The following is a 16,111-nucleotide window of genomic DNA, read 5'->3' on the forward strand; positions in this document are numbered from 1 at the left end:
CCCCTTCCCTCTTCACCCACTACCCACTACCCACTACCCATCCACCCCTAATACCTACGGCGACGCTTTGCGAACACCCCTACCCTTCGGGAAGCCGCTACCGCGTCTACACCCCATCACAAGATATATTTGAAAAGCGCTAACCCAGGAGACCAAATCCGTTGACCTTTTCCGCCGAAGATTTTGCCAAAGCTCTAGAGCAGCACGACTACCAGTTTCAGCGCGGCAGCACTGTCACCGGTAAGGTAGACAGCCACGAGGATGCCGGGGCCTATATCGATATTGGCGGCAAGTCAGCGGCGTTTCTGCCCCGCCAGGAAGCCGCCCTCGACCCGGAGCTGCCGCTGGAGGAAGCGGTGCCGCTGGGGACGGAGCGGCAGTTCTTGATCGTGCGCGACCAGGACGCCAACGGTCAGGTCGTGCTGTCGATTCGGCAAATGGAGATCCAGGCACTGTGGGAGCAGCTGGCGGAGCGCCAGGCCAAGGATGACGTGATCGAGGTTGAGGTGACCGGGTCGAATAAGGGTGGCGTCACCGCCGACGTCAGCGGGCTGCGGGCCTTTATTCCGCGATCGCACCTGGCCCAAAAGCCCGAAGACCTGAACGAATTGCTCGGTCAAAGGCTGACTGTGGCTTTCCTAGAAGTGAACCCTGAGACGAATAAGCTGGTGCTTTCCGAGCGGATTGCGGCGCGATCGCTGGTGCTGAGCCGCCTCCAGCGCGGTCAGGTCGTGTCGGGCACGGTGGCGTCGATTAAACCTTTTGGCGCCTTTATCGACTTTGACGGGGCCTCGGGGCTGCTGCACATCAAGCAGGTCAGCAAGAGCTATGTCGAGTCGCTGGGCCAGGTGCTCCAGGTGGGACAGCCGATCAAAGCCGTTGTTACCAACATTGACGACGAGCGGGGGCGGATTTCGCTTTCGACCCAGGCGCTGGAAAAATATCCGGGGGAGATGCTGAAGGAGCCTGAAACGGTGATGGCGGAGGCCGAGCAGCGGGCTGAGCAGGTGTCTAAGGTACTAGCAGAGAGCGACCTGTAAGCGATGGCTACCGTTTGGGAACTGGACTTTTACTCACGACCGATTTTAGACGAACGCCAGAAGAAACGCTGGGAAATTCTGATCTGTGAAGGGGCGCAGTCGGTAGACGAGCCGGATCAGCGATTTCGCTACAGCAAGTTTGTTTCCAGCAGCGAGGTCAACTCAATTACGCTGAGAGACGCGATCGCGGATGCCCTGACCCAGGCTCCAACTCCGCCTAGCCGGATTCGCTTCTTTCGCTACGCCATGCAGAATATGATCGTCCGGGCCTGCGAAGAACTGGGACTACCGGCGAAGATCAGCCGCCGCACGCTGGCCCTACAGCAGTGGCTGGAAGTGCGGCAGCAGCAGGTCTATCCCCAGCAGCCGGGCTACCAGCCAGGCGGCAATCCTTCCGTCAGCCGTCCGATTGAGGTGTCTAAGCCGCTGCCTGATGCCCTGCAAGGCCAGCAGTGGGCGCTGGTGACCCTACCAGCCCAGGACTTTGCCGATATGGACGAATGGCCGATTGACTTTGGCGAAGGCTTCCCGCTAGCGCTGGCTGGGATTGATGAGAAAAGGCCCATTCCAGGATTTATTATTTTCTCTCAGCGAGCCGTGCCTCTGGCGGGTTGGATGTCGGGTCTGGAGCTGGCCTACCTGAAGGCGGAAGGGGGCGCGCCGGTCAGCGCTGCTCAGCTGCTGCTGGAGACCGGCGCGACCGACACCTGGATTCTGGCCAATTTGGGCACCGCAGAACTCCAGGCTGAGGGCCAGCGATTTGAGGCAGCTAAGCAGGCGGCGGGAGGGGTGCATTTTCTGGCCGTGCAGCAGCGTCCCGAGGCTGAGCAGTTCGCCGGGTTTTGGCTGATGCAGGAACGGGGGTTTGGCTGATGCCGCGATCGCGACTGGCCCGAACCATTGCTATGTACGGGGTGATGATGGTAATCGCGATCGCGATGCTGCTACCGCTGTTCTGGCTGGTCAGCACCGCTTTCAAGTCGCCGAGTGAAAATATTTTTGAGTTTCCGCCCCGATTCATCCCCCAGCAGCCAACGCTGAATAACTTTGTCTCGGTCTGGCAGACCAATCCCTTTGGCCGCTACTTTTTCAACAGCACGCTGATCGCCGTGATTACGGTAGGGCTGAACCTGGTCTTTTGCTCGCTTGCCGCCTATCCTCTGGCCAGGCTAGCCTTTCGAGGCCGCGAGGTGATCTTTTCGGTGATCGTCTCCACCATTCTGATTCCCTTTCAGATTGTGATGATTCCGCTGTATATCCTCACCGTGCAGTTGGGGCTGCGGAATACCTACCTGGGGGTAATCTTTCCCGCGATCGCCTCTGCCTTTGGCATTTTCCTGATGCGTCAGGCCTTTCAAACTGTGCCCAAAGAGCTGGAGGAGGCGGCCCGGATGGATGGCTGTTCAGAGCTGGGAATCTGGTGGCATGTGATGCTGCCCGCCGTCCGCCCGGCCCTGGTGACGCTGGCCATTTTTGTTTTCATCGGCTCCTGGAGCGATTTTCTCTGGCCGCTGATTGTGCTGGACCGGCCCGAATACTATACGCTGCCGCTGGGGGTGGCGCGGCTGGCGGGCAGCTTCTCCCTCGACTGGCGGCTGATTGCAGCGGGCTCGGTGATTTCTATCGTGCCGATCATTCTATTTTTTGTGGTGGCCCAGCGGTATATCGTGCCTTCAGAAACCGGCAGCGGCGTGAAGGGATAGCCGTCACGGCCTGAGCCGCTCAATTTCGGCAATGCTCAGCCCGGTGGTTTGGCTGATCGTTTCCGGGTCTAGCACGTCGAGGAGGGAACGCGCGATCGCTTCTGCCTGCAGTCGGCGACCCTGCTGCAACCCTTCCTGCAATCCCTGCTGTAGCCCCTGCTGCAGCCCCTGCTGACGTCCTTCTTCCAGACCTTGCTGTACGCCAATCTGTGTCGCTTTGAGAAAGGCATTGCGGTTATCGTGTAGAAACATCTGCTTGCGTTCAAAAATATCGAGCTCTTCGCGGCTCAGGTTGCTCACCTCGGCGATATGAAACGCTTGCTCCATGGAAGGAATACTGCTGAAGGATTCAGGGACGACTTCTAAGCTTTCCGCCTGCTTGATAAAGTAAATCCACTTATCGGTGATGGTTACTAAAGCGTCGAGCGGCTTATTAAATTTGGGCAGCTCCACAAAAACCAGCTCAATATCATCGTTATAGTCGGTCAGCTCTTCCTTTTCCTTCAGGCCAAAGCGAGAAATCACCTTGGAGCTGTCGGGAAACATCTCAAAGTCGGTAATGGTTAGCGCAATCACAGGATTCAGCCGGGCATAGTCTTCCCCGGCGTCGAGCTGAATCGAGAAGGCTTTAGCGGCATTGTAGAGCACTCGCTTTTCAAAGCCCAGCACGTTGAGTACCTGCATCTCGATAATCACCGTCCGATTCCCCGTAATCTGGGCCTTCACATCGAGAAAGCTATCCTTCATTCCCTTCAGCTGGGGGGCCTGGTAGGGGTCTAGAATATCAATATCCTGGATGACGGGCTGGGCTTCGTAGAGGATGGCGTTGAGAAAGCTAATCAAAATGCCTTTGCTCTGGGCAGAAGCAAAGATCTTTTTGAAGGCAAAATCGGTTTTGGGGTTAATAAAACGCATTGGCCTGTCCTAGCAGCAATGGCCGCCCAACGATCGTCCAATGACCGCCTAGAGCGGCCATCAAGAATTTTTGAGTATGCCTTGATGCAGCGCTTTTGGACTGCTGTGTCTAGGCTACTGGATGAAGCCCGAGATCACTAAATAGGCTCCGCAAACGCCCGCCAAAATGGCCAGTACTTTGCCCGCATTCCAGCTGCCTTTCCAGGAATAGTTTTTGTCTGCCATAGATTTTTCATAGAATTCGTTGCCTTCCAGATTAACAAAAGGCGAGAGACAAAGCTTCTATCGGCAGAAAGGCTTCCATCCGTTTTTGGCAGGCTGGTGATCCCAGTACGTTAGGACACAATCGCCGAACTAGGGCGAGCGAAGATCATGCGCCCAGCTGAGGTCTGGAGGGCACCGGTGACCACGACGCTGAGCTCATTGCCGATGTATTCTCGACCTTCCTCAATCACCACCATGGTGCCATCGGTGAGATAGCCCACGCCCTGGGAAGGTTCTTTACCTTCTTTAAGGACCTTGATCTCTATATCGTCGCCAGGTAAGTAGGCTGGACGAATAGCCTGGGTCAGGTCGTTGATATTCAGCACGGTGACCTGCTGGACGTTGGCCACTTTGTTCAGGTTGTAATCCGTCGTCAGCAGCATGGCGTTAAGCTCCTGGGCCAGCCTAACCAGCTTGGCATCGACGGTGGAAATATCCTCATAGTCCACTGCACTAATCACCACCCGGCTGGGGTAGTCTTCCCGAACTCGATTGAGAATATCTAGGCCGCGACGACCGCGCGATCGCTTTTGGTCACTGGACGAATCGGCGACCTGCTGAAGCTCTTGCAGCACAAACTGGGGGATCAGCAGCTGACCTTCCAAAAAGCCGGTTTGCAGCAGTCCTTCAATCCGCCCGTCGATAATGCAGCTGGTATCGAGAATCTTGCTGGCAGAGGGCTTTAGGGTGCCTTCGGCAATTAGGGCCGACTCGTAGCTGTTGGGATTGATGATCCGCAGCAGGGCTCGCCCGTTGGTATCGGCTAGGTTCATGCCGGTCACCGCAAACAGGAGGCTGCCCATCACCGCCGTCAGTGGCTTAATAAAGCTAAACTCATCCGGGATCGGCAGTAGAAATAGCGGTGCTAGGGAGAGGTTGGCAATCAGCAGACCCACGACCAGACCCACGGCGCGGGTCAAAATCCGATCGGGCGGCATTTCCTTAATCTGTCGCTCTAGCCGCCGGTAGCTGGTCTGAACCACCAGCCCCAGGACGCCGCCGAGCAGGGCCCCAAAGCCTGCGGTGACCGAGCTTAGGCCCTCTAGGTTAGTGACCTGCTGGAGGGCCGTCTCAGGCAGAAAATCAATGCTAAAAAAGCCGACTCCCGCGCCTGCTAAAATAAACGAAATGACTATCAGTGCATCAAGCATATCAATTCGCAACCTTGCGGCTGTTGCATCGCTGGGCTTTGCCAACAGCTACCTCAATCGGCTTTTGGCCGGCCCTTGGCTAAACCCTCGGATTAATCCCCCTAGATTAACCCTTTGTACATCGGAATCCTCTAGTTTGGGTTGGCAATAGCCCCATTAAGCAAAAGTACTTAATAAAGTCACCTCTATTTTATAACCTTGACCTCCAGATCGCTGCTTTAGGGTTTACCGTCGCTTTCGTGCCGTTTACTACTTCAGAACACCGCTTATCCCCATCAGCGCTGTCAGCTACGGCTCAAGCCCCTCGGTCTGCCTACGTTCATATTCCCTTCTGCCGTCGGCGCTGCTTTTACTGCGATTTTCCCATTTCGGTCATTGGCCAGCGGCGGCGGGGAGAAACCTCCGGTACGATCGCCCAATACGTCGATGGGTTGGTGCAGGAGATTCGGGCGACGCCCCGGCTGAACGCGGCTCCGCTGCAGACAGTCTTCTTTGGCGGCGGCACACCGTCTTTACTCTCGACTGACCAGCTAGCGCAAATTCTCCAGGCGCTGGACAATCGATTTGGGATTGCTGCCCCGGCTGAGATTTCCATGGAAATGGACCCGGGCACCTTTGACCTGAGCCACATTCAAGGCTATCGGAGGCTTGGCGTCAGCCGCGTCAGCCTGGGTGTGCAGGCCTTTCAAGATGAGCTGTTGGCAGCCTGCGGGCGCTTTCATCGCACTGCCGACGTTTATCAAGCCGTCGAGCTACTAGAACAGGCCAGCGTTCCCAGCGTTAGCCTGGATTTGATTTCGGGGCTACCCCACCAGAGCTGGGCGGACTGGGTGGACTCGTTGGAAAGGGCGATCGCGCTTTCTCCCCAGCACCTCTCTGTCTACGACCTGACGATCGAGCCCCAGACCCCCTTTGGCCGCTCCCTGCAACCTGGCGCTCGGCCCCTACCCACCGAAGCCGCGACGGTGGCGATGTACCGTCAGGCCCAGCGGCAGCTCACCGCTGCGGGCTATAACCATTATGAAATCTCTAACTACGCCCAGCCGGGCCACCGCTGTCAGCATAACCTCACCTACTGGCATAACCAGCCCTTCTACGGCTTTGGCATGGGAGCCGCCAGCTATACCCAGCACCAGCGGCTGAGCCGCCCCCGAACGCTGCGCCTATATCGCGAATGGGTGGCGGCCTACGTCGCCGGTGGAGGAATCCTGGACTGCCCCCCCACACCGCCCTGGGAACAGGTGCTCGACGGCCTGATGGTGGGGCTGCGGCTGGCCGAGGGAATGGGTCTAAGGTCGGTCGCCGCCGTCTATGGCTGGGCCGGGCTGGAGCTGCTCCAGGACTGTCTCAGGCCCTATATCGAAAAAGGCTGGCTGGTGCTTGATAATGCCGGTCAAAACGCAGGCGAGCTCATACCATCAACTCGCTTGCGGCTGACCGATCCCGAAGGTTTCCTCATGTCTAACCAGGTCATCGCTGATATGTTTAACGCCCTAACCCCAGTCGCGCCTACCGTCTAAACCCAGGATATTGGCCTCAAAACGGCTGCGGCTTTGCAGTAGAATGACAGACTGTGAACCCCGTTGCTGAGCCATGCCTAAGGTACTCGTTTCTGACCCCGTCGATCAAGCTGGAATCGACATACTCTCCCAGGTTGCCCAGGTCGATGTGAGAACCAGCCTGCCGCTCGAAGAGCTCGTCAAGGTCGTCCCCGACTACGATGCGCTGATGATCCGTTCCGGCACTAAGGTCACCGCCGAGGTGATCGAAGCTGGTCGCAATCTCAAAATTATTGGCCGAGCGGGGGTTGGCGTCGATAACGTCGATGTTCCGGCTGCAACCCGGCGCGGCATTGTCGTGGTAAATTCGCCCGAGGGCAATACGATCGCAGCGGCTGAGCACGCCCTGGCAATGATGCTGTCGCTGTCACGCTATATTCCGTCGGCAGACCAATCGGTGAAGTCGGGGGAGTGGAATCGCAAGGCCTTTACCGGTGTAGAGGTCTACAAAAAGACGCTGGGCGTCGTCGGGCTGGGAAAAATTGGCTCCCATGTGGCGACCGTAGCCCGGGCCATGGGAATGCGGCTGCTGGCCTTTGACCCCTACATCTCCAGTGAACGGGCCGAGGAGCTGGGCTGTCGGCTGGTGGACCTCGACCTGCTGCTGCAAGAGGCCGACTATATCACCCTGCACATCCCTAAAACGCCCGATACGACTCATCTGATCAATGCCGAAGCGCTGGCCAAGATGAAGCCGACCGCACGGATTGTCAACTGTGCTCGGGGTGGCATCATCGATGAAGCGGCGCTGGCGACGGCGCTGGAGCAGGGCGTGATTGCGGGGGCGGCCCTGGACGTATACGAGCAGGAACCCTTGGCAGAAACGGGACTGCGATCGCTGGGCAAAGCTGCCGTCCTCACACCTCATCTGGGGGCTTCTACTGCCGAGGCTCAAGTTAACGTGGCGATTGACGTAGCTGAGCAAATTCGAGATGTGCTGCTGGGATTGCCAGCCCGGTCCGCGGTCAATATCCCCGGCCTGCGCCCTGATATCTTGGAGCGGCTGCGGCCCTACCTGCAGCTGGCTGAGACGCTGGGTAATTTTGTCGGCCAGCTGGCGGGTGGACGAATTGAGCAGCTCCATATCCGGCTCCAGGGCGACCTAGCCGAGATTGACACCAAGCCGATTGTAATTGCGGCGCTGAAGGGGCTACTGTCCCATGCGCTGCAGGAGCGGGTCAACTACGTCAATGCGTCCCTGGAGGCCAAAGAGCGAGGCATTCACGTGATTGAGACCCGAGATTCTGAAATCAAGGACTACACCGGGTCGCTCTACCTATCGGCCAAAGGCTCCCTGGGCACTCATTCGGTCACGGGCGTACTGCTCGGCGGCACTGAAATTCGCATTACCGATATGGATAACTTCCCCATTAACGTGCCGCCAACCAAGTACATGCTGTTTACGCTACACCGCGATATGCCCGGCATTATTGGCAAGATCGGGTCGCTACTGGGTAGCTTTAACGTCAACATTGCCAGTATGCAGGTTGGTCGCAAGATTGTCCGAGGCGATGCGGTCATGGTCTTAAGCATCGACGATCCGCTGCCTGAAGGAATTCTGGCGGAAATTACCAAAGTTCCGGGGATTCGCGAAGCCTATACGGTCGCGCTTTAACTTTGGCGAACTTCAACTTTGGCAAACTCAGACTGACCGCAAACAACCGTCACTATCAGGCAGCTCAACGTTGGCACATTGGTGGGAAATTCAGGTTCGCTGTCCGCTGGCGCTGGAAGATAGCGTCTATTGGCGATTTGAAACGGTGGACGGACGCGGCACCGTTAGCCAGCAGCAGGGCGAAAATCGGCTAATTAGATCCTATTTTCCCCAGGCTCAGTTTGTCCCATCTGAGCTGGCTGAGCTGGCTGAGCAAATCCAGGCTGACGCTCGGCGGGCGGATATTCCGACCAAGCCTCAGATTGACTGGCAGCTGATTCCCGAAGAGGACTGGGCTCACAGCTGGAAATCCCACTGGCAGCCGCAGCCAATTGGCCGGTTTATGGTCAACCCCGCCTGGCTGTCACCCCCTGCAACGGAGCAAATTGTGCTTCAGCTCGACCCAGGCAGCGCCTTTGGCACCGGGGCTCATGCGACCACTCAGCTCTGTCTAGAAGGACTGTCTCTACAGCCCGGCGTTAAGGGCGCAACCCTTGCCGATATTGGCTGCGGTTCTGGCATTTTGTCGATTGGGGCGGTGCTCTTAGGCGCTAGCCAAATCCATTCGGTAGATGTCGATCCGCTCGCTATTACCGCAACTCGACGTAATTCCGAATTGAATGGGCTCACAGAAGCACAAATTACGGTCGCCCAGGGCAGCATTGAGCAGCTGATTAAAACACTGGAACAGCCGGTGGACGGTATTCTCTGCAATATTCTGGCTGAGGTGATTATCCAGCTGATTCCCCAGTTCAATCGGATTACTCATCCTGACAGCTGGGGGCTTCTGAGCGGTATCTTAGGGGCTCAGGCAGCTAATGTAACCAGGGTGCTCGTCGCTAACGGCTGGCAGGTGACGGGGTCGCGATCGCAGGCCGAATGGTGCTGCCTGGCCATCAGCCGGACGGTCCTATGATGACTGGAACCGTTGGATTTCTACTCAAGGTGTTGCTGCTCTCCGCCGGGGTGAGCCTGCTGATTAAGTATGGTGGACCCCATCTGGCTATTCCGCCAACGGTTGGGGTCAGCCTGGCGCTGATCCTAACGCCGAGTCTGATCGTAGCGGCTGTTTTGATCGTCCAGGCGCAGCGCCGCTCAGCTTAACCCATGCGAACCATTGCCGAGATCAATGACAAAATTTGCCGGGGTCAGGCCGTTGTCTGGACGGTTGAAGAAGCCAAGGCTCAGGCGGCAGAGCGAGGCGTAACGGCAGCGGCTAAGCTCGTAGACGTGGTCACCACCGGCACGTTTGAGCCGATGGAGGCGTCTGGGGCAATCATCAATTTAGGCCATACCGACCCGCCGATTAAAATTCGCGAATGCCGTCTCGACGGGGTGCTCGCCTATGCCGGATTTGGCGCGGTCGATCTCTATCTGGGGGCCAGCCAGGTGGCTGAGGCTGGGCGGCTGGGCGATAGCCTGGAAGGGGATGAATTGCGCGATCGCGGCGGTGGCCATGTGATTGCCGACCTGATCGCGGGTAAGTCCGTCCAGCTCAGGGCGTCGGGCTACGTCACCGACTGCTACCCCCGGGCCGCATTGGAAACGACGATTAGCCGCGAGCGGATTAACCAGTTCTACCTGTTCAATCCGCGCAACCTGTACCAAAACTTCATCGTCGGCGTCAACGGCGGCGATCGGCCCCTGTTTACCTACCTAGGCCCGCTTCAGCCGCGCCTGGGCAACGCCGTCTACTCCAACCTGGGCGAGCTTTCACCCTTGCTCAACGATCCGGACTTGCAGGTGATTGGCATTGGCAGCCGAATCTTCCTGGGGGGCGGCGTCGGCTATATTGCCTGGGAGGGCACCCAGCACTTTCCACTGCAAAAACGCCTGCCCAACCGGACACCGGTAGGGCCGGCCGCGACCGTCGCCCTGATCGGCGATGCCAAGCAGATGGAACCCCGCTGGGTCAGAGGCTGCTACTTCAAAAGCTATGGCCCTTCCCTGATGCTAGGCGTGGGGGTGCCGCTGCCGATTTTAAATGAGGCCGTGCTGGCCTACTGTGCAGTTCGAGATGCTGACCTGGTTGCCCCGGTGGTGGATTTCTCGATTCCCCGGCGGGTGCGGCCCACCTTTGGCCTGGTTAGCTATGCCCAGCTCAAGTCGGGGCAAATTGCGATTGAGGGCCGCCGAGTGCGGACGGCGCCCCTGGCTAGCCAGTATCTTTCAAGGGAAGTCGCGATCGCGCTCAAGCAGAAAATTCTGGCGGGCGGCTTTGAGCTGACGGTGCCGGTTGCGCCCCTGCCAGCCGACCGCAAGTTTATTCCCCAGGACAGCTGGGGAGCTGAAATCGACGTCAGCTAGTCGGCGGACTCTTCGGGCGGCTCCGACTGGCCCCGAGATTGACCCTGAGCTTGGGCCTGAGACTTGAGGGCAGGCTTGGGCGTCGGTTTGGGCGTCTCCGACCGCCCCGAGCGGGACCGATCGGGCGGCTTGCGATCGCTGCGGCTAAAGCGCTGGCGTCCGCCGCCCTGGCTCTTGGGCTTTTTCTTCGGCGGCACGACGGCGATGGACTTGCCTTCCTGGAGCACCAGCTCGCGCCCCTGTCGCTCAACTTTGAGATCCCAGAAGTAGCCAATGGTTTTTCCTTCCAGCCGACCACTGACGGTCAGCCGGAAAGGCCGCTTGGGCTTGTTATCTTTCTTAGCTTTTTGAACGATGTTGACAGTGATCTCTTCTTTGTCTTCGACGTACTTGGTAATTTCACCGCGAATTGAGAAATAGTTAGCTTGCTCATTCTCTGAAGTTGTCGGAGCCTCAGCGGCCGGAGCAGCGACTTGAGTCTCGGCGGGCAGTTTGGCCTGCTCCTGAGCTGAGCCGTCGGCTGTGGCTGAAACCGTCGCTTCGTCCTGATTCTCATTCGTACTCAAGGTTTCAGGTTCCCAGACGCCGACAATCTGTACATGCAGAGCCGGCGTGTCCTCTTCCCGTTGAAAGGTACGTGGGTAAACAACCCAGAGATGGTCGCTGTCCAAGTCAATGTGTTTTTTAATCAGGCTGGTGACGCGACCCAGCAGGACGGCGTCGATCGTAGACTCGTCCTGAGTGAGAATGTCGCCACGATTAAACTGCTCTTCTGAGGGAATGTACCGGCCTCTTAATAGTCCGATTGCCCGATACTGCATGGGCTCACTAGGCGGCGAAATCGGTGACTGTCTGGGCTGTGACTCTAGCGGTTGATCAGGGAACTGGGGCGAGGTATCGGGTTGGGCTGAAAGCGCCTCGTCAGCAGCAGCGGGTTGAACTTGAGCAGGCTCTGGGGGAGGAGCTGGGCGACTGGGGGGAGACATCAGGGTTGGCCGAACCGGCGGCTGACTGAGATCCGCGGCCTGGCGATTGGAATTTTCGGAAGACGGTTCTGGAGAGTTATGGGGGCGACTGGCTGCAGAACTCATAGATGCTCAAACCTCCTCAAGGGGCAAATCTGCCTATACTGAAAGCAAAAGGGAACCGGGGACAGCGGGATATATCGAAAAAGGCTAATTATTTAGAACCAGATTAGCATCCGTTCCCAACCCGGTGGGGTTTCCGGCAAACTATCGCCGGTTCGCCCTGCGGTTAGGCTGCTGGGTAAACGGCTCTTCCTAGAGTTCACCAGCGACCGCCCAATGAAACATTCGACATCTAACATACCTGAGAATCTAAATAGCTCAAATCTTGCCTCTCTTCTGAATCAGATTTTTCGCTTTCCCATTCGCTCAGCGAGCAGATAATGCAGGATCCGTACTTGAGTCAGTTTTAGGTCAGAATTCACTAAGATGGGCAAGGAAAATTTTAAAGGTAATTCCACAGGAGCCATGATTTTGAAACGGGATAGCTGGATAGTCCGCGGCATTTTAATATTGGCAATCGTCGCATTTGTGGGAGGGTCGCTGGCGTTTGTCTTCAGCGGTCCGCGCAACCGGGCCAGCGGCGGCCCCGCCAGTACGGCCCAGACCGCGACGCCGGAGGAGCAGCGAGCCGAGCTCGAAGGCCGGGCTAACGGCTACGCGCTGGTGCTGGAACGGGAGCCCAACAACCAGGCCGCGCTTCTAGGTTTGGTCGAAGCGCGGCTGGCGCTAGAAGATCTGCCGGGCGTCGTAGAGCCGCTGCAAAAGCTAGCCGAGCTCAACCCAGCCCAGCCCGACTATGCGGTTTTACTGGCTCAAACTAAGCAGCAGCTAGGCGATTTAGAGGGCGCGGCCCAGGTTTATCGCAGCGTGCTCACCACCAACCCCGGCAATATGAACGCGCTGGAAGGCATGGTAGCGCTGCTGATTAACCAGCAGCGCCCGCAGGCGGCGGTCGGGCTGCTGCAAGATACGCTGACGACGGCGGAGCAGGCTAACCAAATCCAGCCGGGCAGCATCGATACGACGTCGGTGAAGCTGCTGCTGGGCCAGGTCTATGTCGAGCAGGAGCGGTTTCAGGACGCGATCGCGATCTATGACGAAGCAATCGCCGCTGCGGCAGCCCAAGGCGAGGTCCAGCCCGATTTTCGACCCACGCTAGCCAAGGCGCTGGTGCTCCAGCGGCTGGGCCGGATGGAGGAAGCGCAGCCGCTATTTGACAATGCCCTGACGATGGCCCCGGCCGAGTTTAAAGACAGCATTGAGCAGCTGATGTCAGGGAATGCGGCAGATGCTGATGCGACTACTATCGAGTCAGCCCCGCTTGACGCTGAAGCGCCGGTGACCCCAGCCGCCGAGTCGGAAGCAGAATCGGTCCCGGCAGAGTAGCAGCCGGTTTTCGGCCTTCCAAAAACTGCACAGAGACTGCCCAAAAGCGAAGAGGCGATGACATCATGTCATCGCCTCTTCGCTTGCCCTAATTTTTCAGCAGTTTGGTCTTGCTATACCCCTGCCGTATACCAATCCTACAGAGGGACCCGCCAGCCTAAGCGGCACCCTGGCTGGAAACCGCTACCGAGGTTTGTCCCGACATATTGGGCCGCTTCGCCCTAGCTTCAGCCTCGACATCAACGGCATTAAATTCGATGTGGTTAATCAGCGTCGTGACAAAGGCAAAGAGCAAAAACGGCAGTGAGAGCACCAAGATTAGGCCAACCGTTGCCAGGGCATAGATGGGGCGACTCGCGCCCATCAGTGCCAGGGCCGTTGCTAGACTGATGAAAAGCACAATCAGCCAGACAATAATCTGACCGTAAACATCTCCAAACGTGAGAGTACAGACCATCCGGTACTTTTTAGCGAGATCTTTTGCCATGACGCTTCTGATATTAAAGAGACTGAGTTACCCTTCAGGATACCGATTGGCATAGCAAGATGCACGTTTTTTCTCTAGACTTCAAGTTTTAATAAGTTTTGATAAGTGTAGCTCTAGGCTCATTCCACTCACAGACAAAATTTTGATGTCATCCCGACGCCAAAATTCGGCTGAATAAGCTAAGTTGCTGCCTTAAAACGGGAACAATCCCTGCATTAGACTCTATTTTCTTAAGCCATGCCTGTCTGCGAGCACTGTCAGTTTGAGAATCCCAGCGGTAACAAGTTTTGCCAGCGGTGCGGCGAACCCTTACAGCAATGGCAGGCCTGGCTCATTCCCCACGCTGCTGACGCCAAGCTGCCAGACCTGTGCCCGGGGGATTGCCTGGACTCAGTAGAGCGCTATCAGCTTGCTACGCCTTTAGTCTTTCACCCAACGGCGGCAAGCGCGATCGCGATCGATAGCCAACCGGAGCAACCGACCCTATCAATTGCACCCGATTCGCGGTCAGACGCCGCTGCCTTTGCCGCGGCTGCACCAGCTGAGATTCCGGCAGCGGCCCATCCCTACCTGTTTCTTGCCGATCGGCCAGCCGTACCGACCCTACATGACGCCTGGCAGCAGGCCGACTACACGGTTTTGCTAGTAGAAGACCGTAGCCATCTGCCGCGGCTGGAAGCCGCCTGGCCCGCAGCGCCGACAGCACTCAAAATTCACTGGTGCTACACCATGGTCGAGCTCTGGCCAGCCCTAGCCGAGTGGAACGCTCAGGCCAGCCTGACCGCCCTTGACAACCTGCGGGTGGATGAAGACCAGCTCTGCTGTCTGCAACAGCTCATGGTGCAGGCCCCGGATGGGGTGCTGCCGCTGTCAGCTCTCGGACAGCTATGGCGGTCGCTGCTAAACGGGGAGGGAGATCAACCGGCAGCCCTGGCACTCTTGGCAGATAAAATCGGAGCTGGCCAGCTCGCAAGCCCCGAACCGATCAGACAGGAGCTAGTCAGCCTTGCAGAACAGCTGGAGTCATCGACTGAGCTCACCGAGACCCTCCTCACCACTCCAATGTTGATGGCATTAGAAACTGAAGACGATCCCTTTGAGCTAGGAGAATTCAGCGAATTTGTTCGCGAAGATGACGGGAATCGGGCCGAACCTGACCTATCGACGATGGTGCTGCCGATGAAGCTGACCCATCTTGAAGATACGGGGCAAACCCACGTCGGTCGGCAGCGCGAGCACAATGAGGATACTTTCTTCATTCAAACCGAGGTCAAGAAGCAGAGTAACCTTCAGGGGCAGCGGCTTCAGGCCCGCTGTCTCTATGTACTCTGCGACGGCATGGGCGGCCATGCCGGGGGTGAGGTCGCGAGCCAGCTGGCAGTAGATACCCTGCGAGATTATTTCACAGCGTATTGGCAGACCGAGCGGGGACAAGCCGGCCTACCCGATCAGGACTGCCTATGCGAGGCTATTAGCCAAGCCAACCAGGCCATCTTTGATATTAACCAGGCCGAGGAACGTACCGGCAGCGATCGCATGGGCACAACGCTAGTCCTGCTGCTGCTCCAGGGCAGCCAGGCCGTGGTTGCCCACGTCGGCGATAGCCGACTATACAGCTACTCTCGCCGCCTGGGCCTACAGCAGCTGACGGTAGACCACGAGGTGGGTCAGCGCGAAATTGAAAAGGGGGTAGAGCCTGAGATTGCCTACGGTCGGCCCGATGCCTATCAGCTGACTCAGGCGCTTGGCCCTAGAGATCAGAAGAGAATTATTCCGACGGTCAAGTTCCTCAGCTTCACCGAAGACATGCTGCTGCTGCTGTGCTCAGACGGTTTGAGCGATCATGAACTGCTGGAAAATCATACCCGCAGCCATCTAGACCCGCTGCTGCGGAGCCCCAAAGACTTGGAAGCCGGAATTTCTGAGCTAATCGCCCTGGCCAATGAAAGCAGCGGTCATGACAACATCACCGCTATTGGCATTCGGCTGAAGCTAAAGCCGGACTTAGATCAGCTGCCGCCGCTTCAGTAGGCCTACAGCAATCTGGGTGCTAGCCTGTGAACCTATTCTTCTTCCCAGGTTTCAACCGCTAGCAGATCGGCAATCGGGTCTTGCATGGTGAAGTCGAACTCGGCCAGCTCGTGCTTCCAGTGAGACCAGCGATCGCCGAAGAGAAACGCTATTTTCCAAAGGCTATCCGTGGGTTTCACAGCTTTGGTATCTATGAGTGACTGCACCTGGCGCTGAAATTTGGCCATCGGATGTGCTGCCGACTGGGTCATCGTTGCTTTAGTCATGAATTCAGTTTTGATAAATACTGGATTGAATCGTCTAGTTAGTCGCCTGGCAAATCTTTCAAAGCTTAGCGGTATCAAACTTTGAAGCTTTTTAACCACCGCTTAAGCAGGCTACAGTGATTAAGCATAGCACAGCAAAACCGGCCAGATCTTTGGACTGGCACCTGAGCAGCCGTTTTAGCCGAGTTTCTGCCTTTGGGCAGAGCTGCCGCAGATTCGGTTTACCGACTCACAAATTGGCAGGTTAGCGCTCGGCTAGGGCGCTAAGATAGGGCTTTAGAACATCTAAGCTGGCTCTGACAGCGTATTGTTTACCGCCC

The 16,111-nt window shown here is 57.3% G+C and carries 15 protein-coding genes; 10 read left to right on the forward strand and 5 right to left on the reverse strand.

What is annotated here, in order from left to right:
- The first annotated feature begins 161 nt into the window (after nucleotides 1-161).
- From IQ241_RS04920 to IQ241_RS04930, 3 genes are read left to right on the forward strand one after another with little or no spacing between them, the layout of a single operon-like run.
- A complete protein-coding gene (locus tag IQ241_RS04920) occupies nucleotides 162-1,040 on the forward strand; it encodes a S1 RNA-binding domain-containing protein (protein WP_193905308.1) in 879 nt (292 codons plus the stop codon).
- Between the two features lie 3 nt (nucleotides 1,041-1,043).
- The gene (locus tag IQ241_RS04925) at nucleotides 1,044-1,913 is read left to right on the forward strand and encodes a Tab2/Atab2 family RNA-binding protein (RefSeq protein ID WP_193905309.1); all 870 of its coding nucleotides are present in this window, start codon (nucleotides 1,044-1,046) and stop codon (nucleotides 1,911-1,913) included.
- On the forward strand, nucleotides 1,913-2,743 hold the full coding sequence (locus IQ241_RS04930; RefSeq protein WP_193905310.1) for a carbohydrate ABC transporter permease: 831 nt from the start codon (nucleotides 1,913-1,915) through the stop codon (nucleotides 2,741-2,743). Before IQ241_RS04925 ends, IQ241_RS04930 begins: the two co-directional genes overlap by 1 nt.
- A 3-nt stretch (nucleotides 2,744-2,746) precedes the next feature.
- Here the strand turns inward: IQ241_RS04930 and IQ241_RS04935 are convergent, their stop codons facing one another.
- On the reverse strand, nucleotides 2,747-3,658 hold the full coding sequence (locus IQ241_RS04935) for an Rpn family recombination-promoting nuclease/putative transposase (protein WP_193905311.1): 912 nt from the start codon (nucleotides 3,656-3,658) through the stop codon (nucleotides 2,747-2,749).
- A gap of 335 nt (nucleotides 3,659-3,993) precedes the next feature.
- Nucleotides 3,994-5,073: a PIN/TRAM domain-containing protein gene (locus IQ241_RS04940; protein ID WP_193905312.1), complete on the reverse strand. Its 1,080-nt coding sequence runs from the start codon at nucleotides 5,071-5,073 to the stop codon at nucleotides 3,994-3,996.
- Between the two features lie 239 nt (nucleotides 5,074-5,312).
- Between IQ241_RS04940 and hemW the strand changes: the two genes are divergently transcribed.
- The 5 genes from hemW to IQ241_RS04965 all read left to right on the forward strand — a co-directional run bounded on the left by hemW (nucleotide 5,313) and on the right by IQ241_RS04965 (nucleotide 10,593).
- Complete coding sequence (gene hemW, locus IQ241_RS04945) at nucleotides 5,313-6,593, forward strand: radical SAM family heme chaperone HemW (RefSeq protein WP_322743580.1); 1,281 nt, start codon at nucleotides 5,313-5,315, stop codon at nucleotides 6,591-6,593.
- A 73-nt stretch (nucleotides 6,594-6,666) separates the two neighbouring features.
- Entirely contained in the window at nucleotides 6,667-8,247 is a 1,581-nt protein-coding gene (gene serA, locus IQ241_RS04950) for a phosphoglycerate dehydrogenase (RefSeq protein ID WP_193905313.1), read from the forward strand.
- Between the two features lie 70 nt (nucleotides 8,248-8,317).
- Entirely contained in the window at nucleotides 8,318-9,202 is an 885-nt protein-coding gene (prmA, locus tag IQ241_RS04955; RefSeq protein ID WP_193905314.1) for a 50S ribosomal protein L11 methyltransferase, read from the forward strand.
- The gene (locus IQ241_RS04960) at nucleotides 9,199-9,390 is read left to right on the forward strand and encodes a hypothetical protein (RefSeq protein WP_228021394.1); all 192 of its coding nucleotides are present in this window, start codon (nucleotides 9,199-9,201) and stop codon (nucleotides 9,388-9,390) included. The genes prmA and IQ241_RS04960 overlap by 4 nt, the downstream gene beginning before the upstream one ends.
- Before the next feature lie 3 nt (nucleotides 9,391-9,393).
- Entirely contained in the window at nucleotides 9,394-10,593 is a 1,200-nt protein-coding gene (locus IQ241_RS04965) for a homocysteine biosynthesis protein (RefSeq protein ID WP_193905316.1), read from the forward strand.
- On the opposite strand, the gene IQ241_RS04970 is transcribed toward IQ241_RS04965, so the two are convergent.
- Nucleotides 10,590-11,684, reverse strand: a complete 1,095-nt coding sequence (locus IQ241_RS04970; RefSeq protein ID WP_193905317.1) for a hypothetical protein — start codon at nucleotides 11,682-11,684, stop codon at nucleotides 10,590-10,592. The two genes, IQ241_RS04965 and IQ241_RS04970, sit on opposite strands and share 4 nt — an antisense overlap.
- A gap of 402 nt (nucleotides 11,685-12,086) precedes the next feature.
- Here IQ241_RS04970 and IQ241_RS04975 point away from each other — a divergent pair, with 402 nt between their 5' ends.
- The gene (locus IQ241_RS04975) at nucleotides 12,087-13,007 is read left to right on the forward strand and encodes a tetratricopeptide repeat protein (protein ID WP_193905318.1); all 921 of its coding nucleotides are present in this window, start codon (nucleotides 12,087-12,089) and stop codon (nucleotides 13,005-13,007) included.
- A gap of 157 nt (nucleotides 13,008-13,164) precedes the next feature.
- On the opposite strand, the gene IQ241_RS04980 is transcribed toward IQ241_RS04975, so the two are convergent.
- On the reverse strand, nucleotides 13,165-13,494 hold the full coding sequence (locus IQ241_RS04980; RefSeq protein ID WP_228021395.1) for a hypothetical protein: 330 nt from the start codon (nucleotides 13,492-13,494) through the stop codon (nucleotides 13,165-13,167).
- A gap of 237 nt (nucleotides 13,495-13,731) precedes the next feature.
- Here IQ241_RS04980 and IQ241_RS04985 point away from each other — a divergent pair, with 237 nt between their 5' ends.
- The gene (locus IQ241_RS04985) at nucleotides 13,732-15,525 is read left to right on the forward strand and encodes a serine/threonine phosphatase (protein ID WP_193905319.1); all 1,794 of its coding nucleotides are present in this window, start codon (nucleotides 13,732-13,734) and stop codon (nucleotides 15,523-15,525) included.
- 32 nt (nucleotides 15,526-15,557) lie between these two features.
- On the opposite strand, the gene IQ241_RS04990 is transcribed toward IQ241_RS04985, so the two are convergent.
- Nucleotides 15,558-15,776, reverse strand: coding sequence for a DUF4327 family protein (locus tag IQ241_RS04990; protein WP_193905404.1), 219 nt, complete (start codon nucleotides 15,774-15,776; stop codon nucleotides 15,558-15,560).
- Between the last annotated feature and the right edge of the window lie 335 nt (nucleotides 15,777-16,111).

The sequence above is a fragment of the Vasconcelosia minhoensis LEGE 07310 genome, assembly GCF_015207255.1.
In the GTDB taxonomy this organism is placed as follows: domain Bacteria; phylum Cyanobacteriota; class Cyanobacteriia; order Phormidesmidales; family Phormidesmidaceae; genus Vasconcelosia; species Vasconcelosia minhoensis.